Source organism: Microbacterium jepli, from assembly GCF_047237905.1.
In the GTDB taxonomy this organism is placed as follows: domain Bacteria; phylum Actinomycetota; class Actinomycetes; order Actinomycetales; family Microbacteriaceae; genus Microbacterium.
Window position 1 is genome coordinate 1,276,801 of record NZ_JBDFLW010000005.1, and the last position, 15,360, is coordinate 1,292,160.

Sequence of the window (15,360 nt, forward strand, 5' to 3'; positions counted from 1 at the left end):
CCGCGCCGACGAGGAGGTTTTCGTGATCCCCGATCGCATCATCGAGCAGGGCACGCTCACGACGTCGAACGGCCGCGCGGCCGTCGAGGTCCGGCTGCCCTGGTACCGAGCCCTCCCCGGCTCCTGCATCGCCGGCGCGAAGCTCACGGTCGACGGCGTCGAGGCGCCGGCCGAGTCGCTGCGCTGGCGCATGAACGACCGGGAATTCACGTTCCCGGAGCTCGTCACGGAGACGGACGAGTGGTGGTTCCCGCTGGATTCCGCCGTGCTGTCCGGCGACCTCGATGTCGCCGCCGATGCCGAGCACGAGGTGCGCGTCGACCTGGTGCTCTACATCCCGTACATCATCATCTCGGACACCGAGACGCTCCACATCGAGGAGCACGACGTGAAGACCATGACCGCCCGTCAGCAGCAGGAGGCACACGCATGAGTGCGCAGGACGTTCAGAGCAAGGGAACCCCGATCCAGGGCGTCACGCTCTACAGCTTCACGCGCGCCTTCCACGGCCGCGAGTACGACCTCGAAGGGCTTATCCGCAAGGTCGCCGCTGAGGGCTACGGCCCCGGACTGGAGGTCATCGGCTTCTCGAGCTTCCGTGGCTTCCCCGAGGTCGAGGACTCCTTCGCCGGCTGGTTCAAAGACCTCGTCGCCGAGACCGGTCTGGTCACGACCTCTCTCGCCGTCAACGCCGACATCGGCATCCACCGCGATCGCCTGCTCAACCAGGACGAGCTGATCGCCTACATGACGCGCCAGATCAAGGCCGCCGCCGCGCTCGGGTTCCCGATCGCCCGCGTGCAGATCTCCATCGAGCCCGACTCGATGGAGGCTCTCGCGCCCATCGCCGAGGAGCACGGCGTCACGCTCGCCCTCGAGGTCCACGCCGACCAGTACGCCTCGCACCCGCGCATCCTCGCGCTGCGCGACCGCTTCGAGAAGGTCGGCTCGCCCTTCCTCGGCTTCACCGCCGACTGGGGTGCCACCGTCAGCGGCTTCGCGCCGTCGCTCATCGAGGCCTATCGTCGCCGCGGTGCGTCGGAGGAGCTCCTCGGCAAGGTCGTCGAGCTGTGGGACACCTACTACGAGCAGGGACCGCCGGCCGATCAGGCCGAGCACGGCAAGCGCTTCGGGTCCTTCATCGGACTGGCCGCGCAGAACGGTCGGCCGGATCTGGGCATCGACTTCGGCATCAACGGCACCGGACTCTTCGGCCCGGCGCGCGTGGACGACTGGCTCGAGATCGTGCCCTGGATCCGCCACGTGCACGGCAAATTCTTCGGCATCGACGAGAACGGCGAGGAGCCCTCGGTCCCGGTCCGCGACCTCATCCGTCTCCTCGTCGAGAACGGCTACTCCGGTGCGGTCTCCAGCGAGTACGAGGGATGGCACTGGAACCACTGGCAGAGCCCCTTCGAGATCATCGCCGCCGAGCAGGCGGTGCAGCGGTCGGCCGCGCAAGACGCCGGATCGCGCATGATCACGGATGCCGCGGAGGCGCGCCGCGCCCTCGACACCCACCTCGCGCACGCCGTGCGCAGCTGAAAGGAACCGGAATGAGCGACGGCATCGCCGGCACCGGCATCAAGCTCGGCACCACCCTCTACTCGATGACCAGCGAATTCGCAGCGGGTCTGTACACGCCCGAGACGCTGATCAAAGAGGTCCACGACCAGGGAATCGGCCCGGGCGTCGAGTTCAACATCGCGCAGCTGCTGCGCACCTACCCCGACGTCGACGACGCCTTCGTCAAGCTCTGGTTCGACTCCCTCGAGAAGTACGGCCTCGAGGCCAGCGCCGTCGGCACCAACCTCGACATGGGGCGCCGCAAGGACCGCGACATGACGCCCGACGAGGAGCACGACTTCCTCGCGCGTCAGCTGAAGACGGCGCACACGCTCGGCTTCAAGAAGGTCGTCATCCGCTCGCACGGCAAGGAGCTGCTGCGCAGCCTCCTGCCGCTGGCGGAGAAGTACGACCAGTACCTCGGCTACGAGATCCACGCACCGTCGGGCCCCAACAACCCGCAGGTGCTGCAGATGCGCGAGATGTACGACGAGCTGCAGTCGGAGCGCCTCGGCTTCACCGCGGACTTCAGCTCCACCATGCACTCGCTGTCGCCGACGCTCCTGCGCACGCTCGGGCAGATGGGCATGGACGAGAAGCACTTCCCGGTCATGGACGAGATCTGGCACGAGCCGACCCCCATGCACGTGCGCAACCAGAAGTTCGAGGACTACCTGAGCGGAGAAGGTGTCGACTTCCTGCGCTTCGGCCCGTTCACGCGCCTCGCCTTCAACATGCACGGCTTGGTGCCGCCGGAGGAGTGGCTCGACATCATGCCGCAGATCTTCCACGTGCACGCGAAGTTCTACGACATCGGCGCCGACGGCGAAGAGCCGGCCATGGACATCCCGCGCATCGTGAGGCAGTTCGTCGAGGGCGGCTACCAGGGGTACCTCTCCAGCGAGTGGGAGGGTCACGCCTTCTCCGACCTGGGGGAGTCCGACCCGATCGACCTCGTCAAGAAGCAGCACGCGCTCATGCGCTCGGCCATCGAAGACACCGTCGCCGCCCGCGCGGCGGTCTGATCCGGCGCACGAACGCCCACCGAGGAGACACCATGGCCACTCACAACTCGCTGTTCGCCGAGAAGGACGTCCGCCGCACCGACGACGGTCTCGCCGTCTCGCTGCAGCTTCCCTGGTATCGCAGCCTCTGGCTGTCCGCCGTCGACGGCGTCGCCGCCACGATCAACGGCACGCCGGTCCCGACCGACCACCTGCGCTTCTCGCTCGAGGGTCGCGAATACCGCATCGAGGAGCTGCCCGAGCAGTCCGAGACGCTCTGGTTCGTCGCCGACCGACCCGACGTGCTCATCCACCTCGACGAGGTGCCGGCCGCCGGCGAGACGATCACCGTCGAGGTCGTGCTCACCATGCGCCTGCTGTACATGCAGATCATGCCCGGTCAGGACGGCGGCCCCGGCCGCTACGTGACCAACCGCGTGCCGGTGCAGCGCGAGCTGGTCCTGGCATGACGCAGCTGCGCCCCCTGCGGGTGGCGATGATCGGCTATGGCTTCATGGGTGCGGCGCACTCGGTCGGCTGGCGGCAGGCGCCGCGCATGTTCGACCTGCCCGTGCCCGTGGAGATGGCCGTGGTGGTCGGGCGCAACGGCGCGGCCGTCACCGCGGCCGCGCAGAAGTGGGGCTGGGCCGAGTCGGCCACCGACTGGCGCGAGGTGATCGCGCGCGACGACGTCGACATCGTCGACATCGTCACGCCGGGCGACTCGCACGCCGAGATCGCGATCGCCGCCCTGGCCGCGGGCAAGCACGTGCTGTGCGAGAAGCCCCTGGCCAACACGGTCGCCGAAGCGCAGGAGATGGCGGATGCCGCGGCGCAGGCCGCGACCCGCGGCATCCGCTCGATGGTGGGCTTCACCTACCGGCGGGTGCCCGCGGTGACGCTGCTGCGCGACCTCATCGCCGAAGGCGTGGTCGGGCGCGTGCAGCAGGTTCGCGCTGCCTACCGTCAGGACTGGCTGGTCGACCCGGAGATGCCGCTCGCGTGGCGCCTGCAGAAGGAGCACGCCGGTTCGGGCGCTCTCGGCGACATCGGCGCGCACATCATCGACATGACGCAGTTTGTCACCCGCCAGACCGTCGACGCCGTCACCGGCGTGCTCGAGACCATCGTGACCGAGCGGCCGTTGCAGGGGGTGGGGTCGGGACTGTCCGGGACCGCCGCCGAAGGCTTCGGGCAGGTCACCGTCGACGACGCCGCGATCTTCACCGGACGCCTCTCGGGCGGCGCGCTCGCCTCATTCGAGGCGACCCGCTTCGCCACCGGCCGCAAGAACGCGCTCACCATCGAGGTGTCGGGCGACAAGGGCGCCCTGCTGTTCGACCTGGAAGACCTAAACAGCCTGCAGTACTACGACCGCACCGCGGCGGAGGACCGGCAGGGCTTCACGAAGATCCTGGTGACCGAGGCATCGCATCCCTATGTCGCCGCGTGGTGGCCGGCGGGGCACATGCTCGGCTACGAGCACGGCTTCACGCACCAGGCGGTCGACTTCGTCACCGCCATCGCCGACGGCACCGACCCGCACCCGTCCTTCGCCGAGGGACTCTCCGTGCAGCAGGTGCTCGACGCCGTGGAGCGGTCGAACGAGAACGATTCCGCGTGGGTGCGTGTGCACGCCCGCGCCGCAGCATCCGTCTGATCCGAAGGAGAATCATGACCCGCCCGATCACGCTGTTCACCGGCCAGTGGGCCGACCTGCCATTCGAGGAGGTCGCCCGTCTCGCCGGCGAGTGGGGCTACGACGGCCTCGAGATCGCCTGCTGGGGCGACCATATCGACGTCTCCCGCTGGGATGACGCGGACTACGTCCAGTCGCGCAAAGACATCCTCGAGCGCAACGGGCTGAAGGTGTGGACCATCTCGAACCACCTCGTCGGGCAGGCCGTCGCCGATGACCCGATCGACGAGCGCCACCACGGCATCGTCCCGGACCGGGTGTGGGGCGACGGTGACGCGGAGGGGGTGCGTCAGCGCGCCGCCGAAGACCTCAAGGACACCGCCCGCTTCGCCGCCAAGCTCGGCGTGAGCACCGTGACGGGATTCACCGGCTCGTCGATCTGGAAGTACGTGGCGATGTTCCCGCCCGCCTCGCAGGAGATGATCGACGCCGGCTATCAGGACTTCGCCGACCGGTGGAACCCGATCCTCGACGTGTTCGAGGAGGTCGGGGTGCGCTTCGCGCTCGAGGTGCATCCGTCGGAGATCGCCTACGACTATTGGACGGCGAAGGCCACGCTGGACGCGATCGGGCACCGCAAGAGCTTCGGCTTCAACTTCGACCCGTCGCACTTCGTCTGGCAGCAGCTGGACTCGGTCGCGTTCGTGCTCGACTTCGCCGACCACATCTTCCACGTGCACGTGAAGGAGTCCGTCACCAACCTCGACGGCCGCAACGGCGTGCTCGGCTCGCACCTCGCCTGGGACAACCCGCGCCGTGGCTGGACGTTCGTGTCCACCGGGCACGGCGCCGTGCCGTGGGAGCCGATCTTCCGGGCGCTCAACGCGATCGGCTACGACGGACCCACCAGCGTCGAGTGGGAGGACGCCGGCATGGACCGTCTCGTCGGCGGCCCCGAGGCTCTCGCGTTCGTCCGCAAGCTCGCGACGATCACGCCCCCGCACCAGCTTTTCGACGCTGCGTTCAGCAGCAAGTGAGGAACCCCTCCATGACCGACGTCCTCGACGTGCTCATCCTGTCGGGTCACATGACCGTCGAGCACGACAACGCCCACCGCAGCTTCCGGCTGCACAATCAGTGGATCACGACGCTGCTGGAGGACACCGGCCGGTTCAAGGTGCGGGTGACCGAGGACCCGCGCGGGCTCACCTCCGAGATCATCGACAAGTACGACGTGCTGATCGTCGTGTTCGAGGGCCGGGACGGCTACCACGACATGGCGACGGGATTCGGCGCGGAGACGGATGCCGCGATCCTGAAGTTCGTCCACGACGACGGCAAGGGCATCGTGTGGTTCCACGGCTCCGCCGCTCAGGAGGACCGCTGGGGCTACCCCGAGGAGTACAACGTCATGCGCGGCGCGAAGCTCAGTGCGTGGGAGACGGGGCTGCGCCCGCGCCCGTGGGGCGAGGCGCTGCTGACGACGGCCGAGCCGCGGCATCCGATCACCGAGGGCATCAGCGCCACGTGGACGGTCACCGGCGACGACATCCTCGTCGGCGTGGAGATGTACGACGGCGCCCAGGTGCTGCTGACGACGTTCGACGATCTCGCGGCGTACGAGAAGGCCCCGGTGTGGCCGATGTCGCACTACCCGGTCGCGATCCCCGAGGAGGGGATCGCCGGCCTGCCGGGCATCGACACCGACCAGCCGCTGGCGTGGATCAACGAGTACGGCGCGGGTCGGTCGTTCACGATCACGATCGGGCACGACATCGACACGTTCCGCCGCATCGAGTTCATCCGGATGTTCCCGCGGGGTGTGGAGTGGGCGGCGACCGGCGAGGTGACGCTGATGGGTCCGGATCGCCGCGGCGACCGCCGGATCAACCCCTGGCCGTACTACAACGGCGAAGGGTGAGCCTGCTGCGCATCGGCATCCTGGGTGCCGGCGGCATCGCCGAGCGGGCGATGGTCGAACCGTCGCGCGGTGTCGAAGGCGTGGAGGTCGTGGCGATCGGCGCGCGCGAGCCGTCGCGCGCGGAGGCGTTCGCGGAGCGGCTCGGCCTGCCCATCGCGGGCGACTACGAACGGGTGCTGTCCGACCCGTCGATCGACCTGGTCTACCTCGCGCTGCCGCCTGTCGTGCACGCGCAGTGGGCGGTGCGGGCGGTCGAGGCCGGCAAGCACGTGCTCTGCGAGAAGCCGCTGTCGGCCAATGGAACGACGGCGCAGCAGATCGCGGATGCTGCGGCCGCTGCCCATCGGCGGGCGTTCGTCGGCTTCCACTACCGCCTGCACGCCTCGACCGTCCGCCTGCTCGAGGTGCTGCGCTCCGGTGTGCTCGGTGCGGTGCAGAGCGTGGAGATCGACTTCAGCATCCCGCACTTCGTCGTGAAGCCCGGCAACATCCGGCTCGACGGCGACCTCGCCGGGGGAGCGGTCATGGACGTCGGCTGCTACGCGGTCGACCTGCTGCGCGCGGCGTGGGGCGAGCCCGAGGTCCTCTCCGCCGTGGCGGAGCTCTACGACGCCGACCCGCGCATCGACCTGCAGACCGACGCGCAGCTGCGGCTGCCCGGCGGCATCCCCGCGTCGGTGCGGTCGTCGTTCATCGGCGACGACACGGGCGCGATGGTGATGCGGGTGACGGGGTCGGACGCGTCGCTCGAGGCGACGAGCGTCATCGTGCCGCAGTGGGGCGCGACGCTGCGCGTGACGGCCGGCGACGAGGTGCTGATCGACGAGAAGGCGGCCGAGGGCGAGAACAGCTACGCCCGGCAGCTAGAGCACCTGCGTGATGTGCTGGCCGACGGCTCGCCGAGCATCCTCGACGCCGACCGTGCGGTGGGCACGATGCGCGTGGTCGACGCGATCTACCGCGCGGCGGGTCTGCAGCCGCGCTGAGGCGGCGGGCGTTTCGACTCGCTGCGCTCGCTCAACGAGCGGCGCGGAGCGACCGACGAATCGGAACGCGGCTGGCACGCCGGGCGTTCACCTGACGCTGCGTGTCGGTATCGCGGCGAGACGGGACACCAGGTGTCAGGTGAGCGGTGGGCGTGGGCGTTTCGACTCGCTGCGCTCGCTCAAGGACCGGCGCGGAGGCCGCCTTGACCCCGGATAAACGCGATTCGCGCGCGCAAACGCCGCGGTGCGGCGTTTACCCGCGCGGATCGCGTTTATGCGGGGTATGTGAGGGCGGCGCGGGCAAGGGCGAGGTGACGGCGGGTGATGTCCCAGGGGTCGTCGTCGAGCCACTCGTGGCCGCCCCACTCGCTGCAGAGCGTCCCGGTGAAGCCGGTGGTGCGCAGGGCGGCGCCGAGGTCGCGGATCGGGCCGGAGACCTGGCCGTCGGTGTCGTCGAGGTCCCAGAACTTCAGGTGCACGCCCGAGAGCAGCGGCAGGACCGAGGTCAGGTCGCCGATGTTCGAGCGGCCGAAGCGGATCAGCAGGTTCATGAACAGCGTCTGCACCTGTCCCGGAACGCGGCCGCCGCGCAGCTCGTCGAGCACCGCCGCCAGGGTCGCGGGCTCGCGCCACTCCTCGCGGAGTCGCCGCACCAGGTCCGACGACACGCCGGCCGCGGCGAGGCGGTCGAGGTAGCCGTGCGGGAGCGATGGCATGAGCATGCTGATGTCGAGAAGCAGGCGCACGTGCGGGCTGTCGATGTCCGCGATGTCGCTGATCGCGGCATCCGTCTCCGGTCGTCCGGGAGCCTGCTGGCCCTGCGCCTCCTCGAACAGCACGAGGTCGAGGTCTTCGAGCACCGGCACGAGGCGGCGGAGCAGCGCCGGACCGGCCTGCCCGATCGGCAGCCGCACGCCGTCCGCGCCGATCGCGGCCGCGGCCACGAGCTGCGGACGCAGGAAGTCGAAGCGCTCGTCGTCGGTGCGGCGTCGGGTCGCGCTCGCCCAGTCGTCGATGCTCCCGCCCACAATGCTGACGCGGCCGCCCGCGCCGTCCAGCGCATCGCGGAATGCCGTCGTGTCTCGCTCGCCGGGCGCGGGGAAGCCGCGCCACAGCTGGCCGAGCTCGACCTCGACGGTGTCGGCCACGTCGCGCTCGACGAGGCTGAGGGCGAGCTGCGGCGCCGTCGTCTCGGCGCGGATGAGCTCGGGAGTGAGGTTGAAGGCGCTCGCGGAGAGCGTCCAGCCGGAGGGCAGAGGGGAGGTCATGTCGGGCTCCGGCTTCAGGCGACGGCGCGCGACACGGTCGGCACGGCGGCCGAATTGTCGAGCACGAGCGTGCGGGTGGTGGCGAAGGGCAGGGTCAGGGGCGCGTCCGGTCCGCCCGGGAGGTAGGGGATGAGCAGCCGATATGACACCGACATCTCGTGCGCACCGGGCTCGAGCCCACCGCGGACGCGCAGCACCAGCCGGTCCTGCACGAACCACTCGCCCCGCTCGAAGGCGAGGGCCGAGGGGGCGACGGTGCGTTCGCCGAGGGCGACGAGCAGATGCTCGACAGGCGAGCCGTCCACGGTCAGCTGTAGATCGGACGTTCCCGCTACGGGCAGCGAGCGGATCCAGGGAAGCGACAGGCGCACCCCGAAGCCATCGGTGGTGGTGAACAGTGCATCGTCGCGGAGCATCATCAGCGTCATCGGAACGTCCTCGAGCCGGTGGCAGCTCGACCTACGACGAGCACTTACGCACCATATCGCAGAACTTCCGCACGAATGAAGTCAAAGACGCGGATGCTGCGACCTCGGCGATCGCGAAGGGTCCGTCAGCCCGCGACCAGCTCCTCGGGATGCACGCGCTCCCGCGACGGCCGGCCGTCGGCGAACCACCTCGGGAAGGTGACGTCGAACAGCTGCTCGCGCACCATCTCCGCTCCGCCGCGGAGCGGCTCGCGCCGATCGTTGATCGACTGCACGATGCTCAGATCGCGTGTCGCCAGCGGCAGCGACAGCTCGTACACCCGCTGGCGCACCTCGGCGAGGAACACCTCTCCGGCCCCCACGACCGCGCCGCCGATGACGATGCGCTCCGGGTTGAACATGTTGACCAGCGCGGCGATCGACTCGCCGATCACGCGCGCGCACTTCTGGATGAGGGAGATCGCCAGGGCGTCGCCGGACTCGGCGGCGCGGGCGATGAACTCCGGGGTGATCGGCTCAGCGCCGCCGGCCAGCATGCCGCCGGCACCGTCCGCGACGGCGGCCTCGGCGTCGCGCACCAGCGCCCAGCCTCCGGCGACCGCCTCGAGGCAGCCGGTCTTGCCGCAGCGGCACAGCGAGGTGGAGCCGGCGACGCGCACATGGCCGATGTCGCCCGCGGCGCCGTTCGCGCCGCGGTGGATGTGACCCTGCGACAGCAGCCCGGCGCCGATCCCCGATCCGACCTTGCAGTAGATGAGGTCGAGGTGCTCGTCGCGGCGTCGGCTGCGTTCGGTGAGCGCGAGGAGGTTCACGTCGTTGTCGACCCACACCGGCGCGTCGTAGCGCTCCTCGAAGCGGCGCCGGATGTCGAAGCCGTTCCAGCCCGGCATGATCGGCGGGGCCACCGGGCGCCCGGTGGCGAAGTCGACGGGGCCGGGGATGCCCACCGAGACGCCCCACACGGGCACGTCGGGGGTCGCGGCGAGAAGCTCGTCGATCATCTCGAGCGCGGCGTCGAGCGTTTCCGCGGGTCCCCGCGCGATGTCCCACGCGCGGTGCTTCTCCTCGATGATGTCGCCCTCGAGCATCGCGACGCCGACGTGGATGTGCAGGGCGCCGAGTGCGCAGACGACGATGCGTCCGCGGTCGGCGCGGAAGCGCAGGGTCCGAGGCGCGCGGCCACCGGAGGAGGGGCCGTACTCCGCGTCCTCGATGAACCCGATCTGGATGGCCTGGTCGACGCGCTGCGTCACCACTCCGCGGCCGAGTCCGGTCACCCGTCCGATCGCGGGGCGGGTCGCGGCATCCCCCGAGCGCACCATGTTGACGATGCGCAGGAGGCTCGTCACCTCGTCGGTCTGAGCGCCGAACCGCAGTGTGGATTCTGTTGCCATGGTCGATTCTCACACAAGAGGGGTGCGAGAACGTCGATTTTGTCCCGACTATGGTCCTGAACAGCGCATTCTTAGGTACGCTTCAGGCATAACGAGCGAGGGGGCCGTGATGCCGACCGGAGTGGGGATCGTGGGCGCGGGGCCGGGGGTCAGCGCGCTGCACCTGCCGACCCTTGCGCGCGTGGGCGGCCGCTTCGACGTCGTCCACATCTCGGACGGCGGCAGCGGCCGAGCTCGTGGGCTCGCCGATCGGGTGGGCGCCCGTGCGTCGTCGGGAATCGACGAGCTGCTCGCCGACGACCGCGTCGAGGTCGTCGTGCTGTGCTCGCCACCGGCAGAGCACGCCGCGCAGATCCTCGCGGCCGTCGCCGCGGGCAAGCGCGCGGTGCTGTGCGAGAAGCCGCTCGCCACGACGGCGGAGGATGCGGCGGCCGTCATCGACGCCTGCCGTGCGGCCGGCACGGCGCTGCTCGTGGGCACGAATCACTTCTACGACCCGGCCTGGGGTCGCGCCCGCCATCACCTCACCGCCGGGGGCCGACCCGTGTGCGCGATCTCGCTGACCCTCGCGCTGCCGCCGAACGGGCGCTATCACGACGTCGTCACAGCGCTGGAGGTGTCGGCGCCCGCGCCCGGTCGCGGCGGCCCAGACCTCTCAGTGCCGCAGATCGCCTCCGCGGTCGTGCGTTCGCTCCTGGCCGGGCTCGCCGTCCACGACCTGCCGATGGTGCGCGACCTCGCGCCCGAGATCGAGCGGGTCGTTTTCGCCCGCGCCGTCGCGCCGCTCGGCTTCGCCGTCGGCTACGTCGCGTCCGGCATCCCCGTCCGGCTGGCCACCGTCATGCTGCCCGAGGGCGCCGACGCCCTGTGGCGTCTGCACATCACGACAGACGTCGACCGCGTCGAGGTGTCGTTCCCCCCGGCGTTCGTGCACGCCGGCAGCGCCACCGTGCGCGTGACCGGTCAGGACGGCACCGTCACCACCTACCCGACGGTCGCCGAGGACGGATATCTCGCCGAGTGGCGGGCGATGGCGGACCTGCTCGACGGCCACGGCGTCGTCGAGTACGACGAGCTGCTCGACGACGCGCGGTACGCCCTTCGCCTCGCCGACGACGCGGCGGGCCTCATCCTGCAGGGGGCCGGCTCGTGAGCGCTCCTCGCATCACGGTCGCGGCGCCCCTCGAGCGCTTCCGCATCGCCGCGGCCGAACTGCCCCTCCGTGCTCGTGAGGCGACCGAGCGCGACGGCATCGTCGTCGTACCGGGTGTCGGACGGTGGACGGATGCCGCGGCCACCGCTGCTGCGGACGGCGCGTCCGCGCTCGTCATCGCCGACCCGGCGATCGTCTCCTCCGACGCGCTGCGACAGCTGACAGCGGAGCTGCGCATCCCCGTCGTCGTCGAGCGGCCCCGCCTCCGGCCGGATGTTATGGCGGATGCCCGCCGCGCGCGCGGCGACAGCGCTCCCCGGATGCTGATCGCCGAGGCATCCGGTCCTGCCTCGGACCTCGACGCCGTCACGCGCGATGCCTGCGGCTGGCTGCGGGTGCTGTCCGGAGGCGGCCTGCGGGTCATCGCCGGCGACCGCACCCTCGCGCTCCTCGAGACGGCGACCGGGCTCGCCGCCACAGTCGGCGCGATCGCCGCGGCACGCACCTCCGTCGGCATGCGCGTCGAAGTGCTGGGGGAAGTGCAGACCCAGGTCGACATCGGTCTCACCGCGCGCGTCGTGACGACGTCGAGCGCCGGAGCCCTCGTCGCTCCGGCGCGCTACGAGACCACGGCGAGATTGACGCTCCGTCGTGCGCTCGAGGCGCTCGCGACGGGGGCGGTCCCCGCCGATCTGGACGAGCTGGCCGACGACATGAAGCTCCTCGAGGACCTCCGGCGCGACGCGCGACGCTGATTCTCGGTCATCGGCGAGGGAATAGATGCGGTCGATCCTCCACATCGCAGATATGGCATTCCCTGATATGTCGATCTGCGGCGAAAGTAGTCACGGGAACACCCGCTTGTCTTGTCGAAAGGATCGAAGATGATCAAGCTCCTCTCTCACCTGTCGTTCGTCGCCATCACCACGCCCGATGTGGAGGCCTCCGTCGAGTTCTACAAGACCGAGGTCGGACTCACCGAGGTCGCCCGCGAGGACGGCAAGGTCTACATGCGCTGCTGGGGCGACTACTACGCCTACTCGGTCGTCGTCGCCCCCGGTGACGAGCCCACACTCGAGACGATGGCATGGCGCACTTCCAGCGCCGAGGCCCTCGAGGAGGCCGCCAAGCGCGTCGAGGCTGCCGGCATCCAGGGCGAGTGGATCGACGGCTACAAGATCGGCCGCGCCTACCGCTTCACCGGCCCGTTCGGTCACGACATGACCCTGCACTGGGACGTCGAGCGCCACCAGGCACCCGGCCACGAGGCCTCGATCTTCCCCGACCGCCCCGAGAAGCGCTCGAAGATCGCCGGCGCCCCGCGCCAGCTCGACCACGTCACGGTCGCCACGCAGGACGTCGACGCCTTCGTGAAGTGGTACGTCGACGTGCTCGGCTTCCGCTTCATGGCGCGCACCGTGCTCGACGAGGCGCCCATCTCGGTCTTCTCCGTGCTCACCACCAACGAGAAGTCGCACGACCTCGGCGTCGTGCTCGACGGCTCGACCCGCTCCGGCCGCATCAACCACTACGCCTTCTGGGTCGACACCCGCGAGGAGCTGCTCATCGCGGCCGACACCCTCATGGAGCGCGGCATTCCGATCGAGTACGGTCCGAACATCCACGGCATCGGCGAGCAGACCTTCCTCTACTATCGCGAGCCCTCCAGCCTCCGCATCGAGCTGAACACCGGCGGCTACCGCAACTACGTCCCGGACTGGGAGGCCAACACCTGGAAGCCCTCCCAGGGTTCGAACAACATGTACCGCAACGGCACGATGCCGATGTCGATGACCGAGTCGTTCCCGCCCGCCGACGGCCCCAGTGCCACGGAGGAGGGCGTCCCCGACGAGATCAAGGACGCGCTGCTGAACCCCTACCGCAAGCAGGGCCAGGGCTGAGACGACGAGGGACCGGATGCGCCTGCATCCGGTCCCTCTCGGTCCCGCACCGCCGGACCGCACGACCAGTACGACCGCACGACCCGTTCCATCCCGTACCACCGCAATGACGCGAGGAGATCGCACCCCATGACTTCCACCGGACTCACCGCACCCTTCGCGCTGGCCCGCTACCGGGACGGCGCCGACGCGCGTCTGGGCCTCGTGGCCGGCGACCGCATCCGCCCGCTCGACGCGGACGCCCTGGGCGCCGCCGACCTCAACTCCTTCCTCGCCGCTCCCGACTGGGACCGCCTCGCCGTGCTCGCATCCTCGGAGGAGGGGGGATGGATGCCGCTGGCCGATGTCACCCTGACGGCTCCGGTGCAGCCGCGTCAGGTGCTGCAGGCCGGCGCGAACTACCGCGAGCACGTCATCGAGCTCGTCGCGGCGGGGCTGACCCAGAACAGCGACCGCACGCCCGACGAGGCGCGCGCCTTCGCCGCGAAGCTCATGGACGACCGCAAGGCCAATGGCGAGCCGTACTTCTTCATCGGCCTGCCGGCCTGCATCGTCGGAGATGACGTGCCGCTGGTCCTGCCGTCGTACAGCGAGGTGCACGACTGGGAGCTGGAGCTCGCCGTCGTGATCGGGAAGGAGGCGTTCCGCGTGTCGAAGGAGGACGCCCTCGACCACGTCGCCGGCTACACGATCGTCAACGACATCACCACCCGCGACCTCGTGTTCCGCAAGGACATGAAAGAGATCGGCACCGACTGGTACCGCGCCAAGAACGCGCCGGGCTTCCTGCCGACCGGACCCTTCCTGGTGCCGGCCTCGGCCGTCGACGGCGGCAACCTCACGGTCACGCTGGAGCTCAACGGCACGGTCATGCAGAACGGCGACACCAGCGACCTGCTCTTCGACGTGGCGGCCCTCGTGTCGGGCGCATCGCAGACCATGGCCCTGCTGCCCGGTGACCTGCTCCTCACCGGCAGCCCCGCGGGCAACGGCCAGCACTGGAAGCGATTCCTGCAGGACGGCGACGTCATGACCGGCACCATCAGCGGCCTGGGCACCCAGGTGGTCCGCTGCGTCGCGGAAGGCGCTGCACAGTGAGTGCGCCCGCGACCGCGCCGTCGGAGAGCCCAGCCGACCTCGACCGGTCGAACCCCGAGGCCGAGATCGGCGCCCGCGCCGAGGCGTACCGCAACTGGGGCCGGTGGGGCGAGGACGACGTGCTCGGCACGCTCAACCTCATCGATCCCGCGCACCGCGTCGCCGCGGCAGGGCTCGTGCGGGAGGGCCGGGTGATCTCCCTCGCGCAGTCGTTCGACACGAACGGCCCGCAGAAGGGGTGGCGCCGTCGCACCAACCCGGTGCACACCATGACCGACACGGGCACCGACGCCGAGCGAGCAAACCAGGGATTCCCGCACGGCATCGGCGGCGCGGACGACGTCATCTCGATGCCCCTCCAGTGCTCCACGCAGTGGGACGGGCTCGGCCACATCTTCGACCACGGCTTCGCCTGGAACGGCCGTCGCGCCGGTGACGTCGTGACCAGCGAGGGCGACCTCGTGACGGGCATCGAGCACGCGGCATCCGTCATCGTCTCCCGCGGTGTGCTGCTGGACGTCGGCCGTCACCTGCAGCCCGAGACGGGCGAGCTCGCCGACGGCTACGCCATCACGGCGGCCGACCTCGACGCCTGCGCCGCGGCGGAGGGCGTCACCGTCGGGCGCGGCGACATCGTGCTCGTACGCACCGGACAGCTCGCGCGCACGCGCCGCGAGGGCTGGGGCGACTACGCCGGCGGCCCCGCGCCGGGGCTCTCGCTGACCACTGCCGGCTGGCTGCACCGCACCGAGATCGCGGCGATCGCGACAGACACGTGGGGCTTCGAGGTGCGTCCGAACGAGTTCGACGCGCCCGCGTTCCAGCCCCTGCACCAGGTGGTGATCCCCAACATCGGACTCACCATCGGCGAGATGTGGGACCTCGACGAGCTCGCCGAGGCCTGTGCGTCGTCGGGCCGGTACGAGTTCCTGCTCTCGGCCGCGCCGCTGCCCATCACCGGCGCCGTCGGCTCGCCCATCAATCCGGTCGCCGTCCTCTGAC

The 15,360-nt window shown here is 70.1% G+C and carries 16 protein-coding genes; 13 read left to right on the forward strand and 3 right to left on the reverse strand.

Annotated elements, in window-relative coordinates; translation table 11 throughout:
* Positions 1-22: 22 nt before the first annotated feature.
* Genes ABC304_RS10200 through ABC304_RS10235 form a run of 8 tightly spaced genes read left to right on the forward strand, consistent with a single transcriptional unit; the run spans position 23 to position 7,116 of the window.
* A complete protein-coding gene (locus tag ABC304_RS10200) occupies positions 23-433 on the forward strand; it encodes a C-glycoside deglycosidase beta subunit domain-containing protein (RefSeq protein ID WP_412930497.1) in 411 nt (136 codons plus the stop codon).
* Positions 430-1,545, forward strand: coding sequence for a sugar phosphate isomerase/epimerase family protein (locus ABC304_RS10205; RefSeq protein ID WP_412930498.1), 1,116 nt, complete (start codon positions 430-432; stop codon positions 1,543-1,545). The genes ABC304_RS10200 and ABC304_RS10205 overlap by 4 nt, the downstream gene beginning before the upstream one ends.
* Positions 1,546-1,556: 11 nt before the next feature.
* Positions 1,557-2,591, forward strand: coding sequence for a sugar phosphate isomerase/epimerase family protein (locus ABC304_RS10210; protein ID WP_412930499.1), 1,035 nt, complete (start codon positions 1,557-1,559; stop codon positions 2,589-2,591).
* 32 nt (positions 2,592-2,623) lie between these two features.
* Positions 2,624-3,040: a C-glycoside deglycosidase beta subunit domain-containing protein gene (locus tag ABC304_RS10215; protein WP_412930500.1), complete on the forward strand. Its 417-nt coding sequence runs from the start codon at positions 2,624-2,626 to the stop codon at positions 3,038-3,040.
* Positions 3,037-4,230 (forward strand): Gfo/Idh/MocA family protein, encoded by a 1,194-nt coding sequence (locus ABC304_RS10220; protein ID WP_412930501.1) that lies wholly within the window; start codon positions 3,037-3,039, stop codon positions 4,228-4,230. The genes ABC304_RS10215 and ABC304_RS10220 overlap by 4 nt, the downstream gene beginning before the upstream one ends.
* A gap of 14 nt (positions 4,231-4,244) precedes the next feature.
* On the forward strand, positions 4,245-5,246 hold the full coding sequence (locus ABC304_RS10225; protein WP_412930502.1) for a sugar phosphate isomerase/epimerase family protein: 1,002 nt from the start codon (positions 4,245-4,247) through the stop codon (positions 5,244-5,246).
* A gap of 11 nt (positions 5,247-5,257) precedes the next feature.
* Positions 5,258-6,130, forward strand: coding sequence for a ThuA domain-containing protein (locus ABC304_RS10230; protein ID WP_412930503.1), 873 nt, complete (start codon positions 5,258-5,260; stop codon positions 6,128-6,130).
* Positions 6,127-7,116 carry a Gfo/Idh/MocA family protein gene (locus ABC304_RS10235; protein ID WP_412930504.1) on the forward strand — a complete coding sequence of 330 codons (990 nt, stop codon included), beginning with the start codon at positions 6,127-6,129 and terminating at the stop codon, positions 7,114-7,116. Before ABC304_RS10230 ends, ABC304_RS10235 begins: the two co-directional genes overlap by 4 nt.
* A gap of 272 nt (positions 7,117-7,388) precedes the next feature.
* Here ABC304_RS10235 and ABC304_RS10240 read toward each other — a convergent pair whose 3' ends face one another.
* The 3 genes from ABC304_RS10240 to ABC304_RS10250 form a co-directional block, all read right to left on the reverse strand.
* Complete coding sequence (locus ABC304_RS10240) at positions 7,389-8,384, reverse strand: sugar phosphate isomerase/epimerase family protein (protein ID WP_412930505.1); 996 nt, start codon at positions 8,382-8,384, stop codon at positions 7,389-7,391.
* 14 nt (positions 8,385-8,398) lie between these two features.
* Entirely contained in the window at positions 8,399-8,812 is a 414-nt protein-coding gene (locus ABC304_RS10245; RefSeq protein WP_412930506.1) for a C-glycoside deglycosidase beta subunit domain-containing protein, read from the reverse strand.
* A 125-nt stretch (positions 8,813-8,937) separates the two neighbouring features.
* Entirely contained in the window at positions 8,938-10,206 is a 1,269-nt protein-coding gene (locus tag ABC304_RS10250) for an ROK family protein (protein ID WP_412930507.1), read from the reverse strand.
* Positions 10,207-10,315: 109 nt separating this feature from the next.
* Here ABC304_RS10250 and ABC304_RS10255 point away from each other — a divergent pair, with 109 nt between their 5' ends.
* The 5 genes from ABC304_RS10255 to ABC304_RS10275 all read left to right on the forward strand — a co-directional run bounded on the left by ABC304_RS10255 (position 10,316) and on the right by ABC304_RS10275 (position 15,359).
* Positions 10,316-11,359 carry a Gfo/Idh/MocA family protein gene (locus ABC304_RS10255; protein WP_412930508.1) on the forward strand — a complete coding sequence of 348 codons (1,044 nt, stop codon included), beginning with the start codon at positions 10,316-10,318 and terminating at the stop codon, positions 11,357-11,359.
* A complete protein-coding gene (locus tag ABC304_RS10260) occupies positions 11,356-12,114 on the forward strand; it encodes a hypothetical protein (RefSeq protein ID WP_412930509.1) in 759 nt (252 codons plus the stop codon). Before ABC304_RS10255 ends, ABC304_RS10260 begins: the two co-directional genes overlap by 4 nt.
* A gap of 129 nt (positions 12,115-12,243) precedes the next feature.
* On the forward strand, positions 12,244-13,260 hold the full coding sequence (locus ABC304_RS10265) for a VOC family protein (protein WP_412930510.1): 1,017 nt from the start codon (positions 12,244-12,246) through the stop codon (positions 13,258-13,260).
* Between the two features lie 129 nt (positions 13,261-13,389).
* Positions 13,390-14,358 (forward strand): fumarylacetoacetate hydrolase family protein, encoded by a 969-nt coding sequence (locus ABC304_RS10270; protein ID WP_412930511.1) that lies wholly within the window; start codon positions 13,390-13,392, stop codon positions 14,356-14,358.
* On the forward strand, positions 14,355-15,359 hold the full coding sequence (locus tag ABC304_RS10275; RefSeq protein ID WP_412930512.1) for a cyclase family protein: 1,005 nt from the start codon (positions 14,355-14,357) through the stop codon (positions 15,357-15,359). Before ABC304_RS10270 ends, ABC304_RS10275 begins: the two co-directional genes overlap by 4 nt.
* Position 15,360 lies beyond the last annotated feature (1 nt).

Bases quoted from the DNA above. Each gene is read 5' to 3' on its own strand.
- ABC304_RS10205 (WP_412930498.1), top strand. From the start codon at position 430: ATGAGTGCGCAGGACGTTCAGAGCAAGGGAACCCCGATCCAGGGCGTC.
- ABC304_RS10210 (WP_412930499.1), top strand. From the start codon at position 1,557: ATGAGCGACGGCATCGCCGGCACCGGCATCAAGCTCGGCACCACCCTC.
- ABC304_RS10215 (WP_412930500.1), top strand. From the start codon at position 2,624: ATGGCCACTCACAACTCGCTGTTCGCCGAGAAGGACGTCCGCCGCACC.
- ABC304_RS10220 (WP_412930501.1), top strand. From the start codon at position 3,037: ATGACGCAGCTGCGCCCCCTGCGGGTGGCGATGATCGGCTATGGCTTC.
- ABC304_RS10225 (WP_412930502.1), top strand. From the start codon at position 4,245: ATGACCCGCCCGATCACGCTGTTCACCGGCCAGTGGGCCGACCTGCCA.
- ABC304_RS10230 (WP_412930503.1), top strand. From the start codon at position 5,258: ATGACCGACGTCCTCGACGTGCTCATCCTGTCGGGTCACATGACCGTC.
- ABC304_RS10240 (WP_412930505.1), bottom strand. From the start codon at position 8,384: ATGACCTCCCCTCTGCCCTCCGGCTGGACGCTCTCCGCGAGCGCCTTC.
- ABC304_RS10245 (WP_412930506.1), bottom strand. From the start codon at position 8,812: ATGACGCTGATGATGCTCCGCGACGATGCACTGTTCACCACCACCGAT.
- ABC304_RS10250 (WP_412930507.1), bottom strand. From the start codon at position 10,206: ATGGCAACAGAATCCACACTGCGGTTCGGCGCTCAGACCGACGAGGTG.
- ABC304_RS10255 (WP_412930508.1), top strand. From the start codon at position 10,316: ATGCCGACCGGAGTGGGGATCGTGGGCGCGGGGCCGGGGGTCAGCGCG.
- ABC304_RS10265 (WP_412930510.1), top strand. From the start codon at position 12,244: ATGATCAAGCTCCTCTCTCACCTGTCGTTCGTCGCCATCACCACGCCC.
- ABC304_RS10270 (WP_412930511.1), top strand. From the start codon at position 13,390: ATGACTTCCACCGGACTCACCGCACCCTTCGCGCTGGCCCGCTACCGG.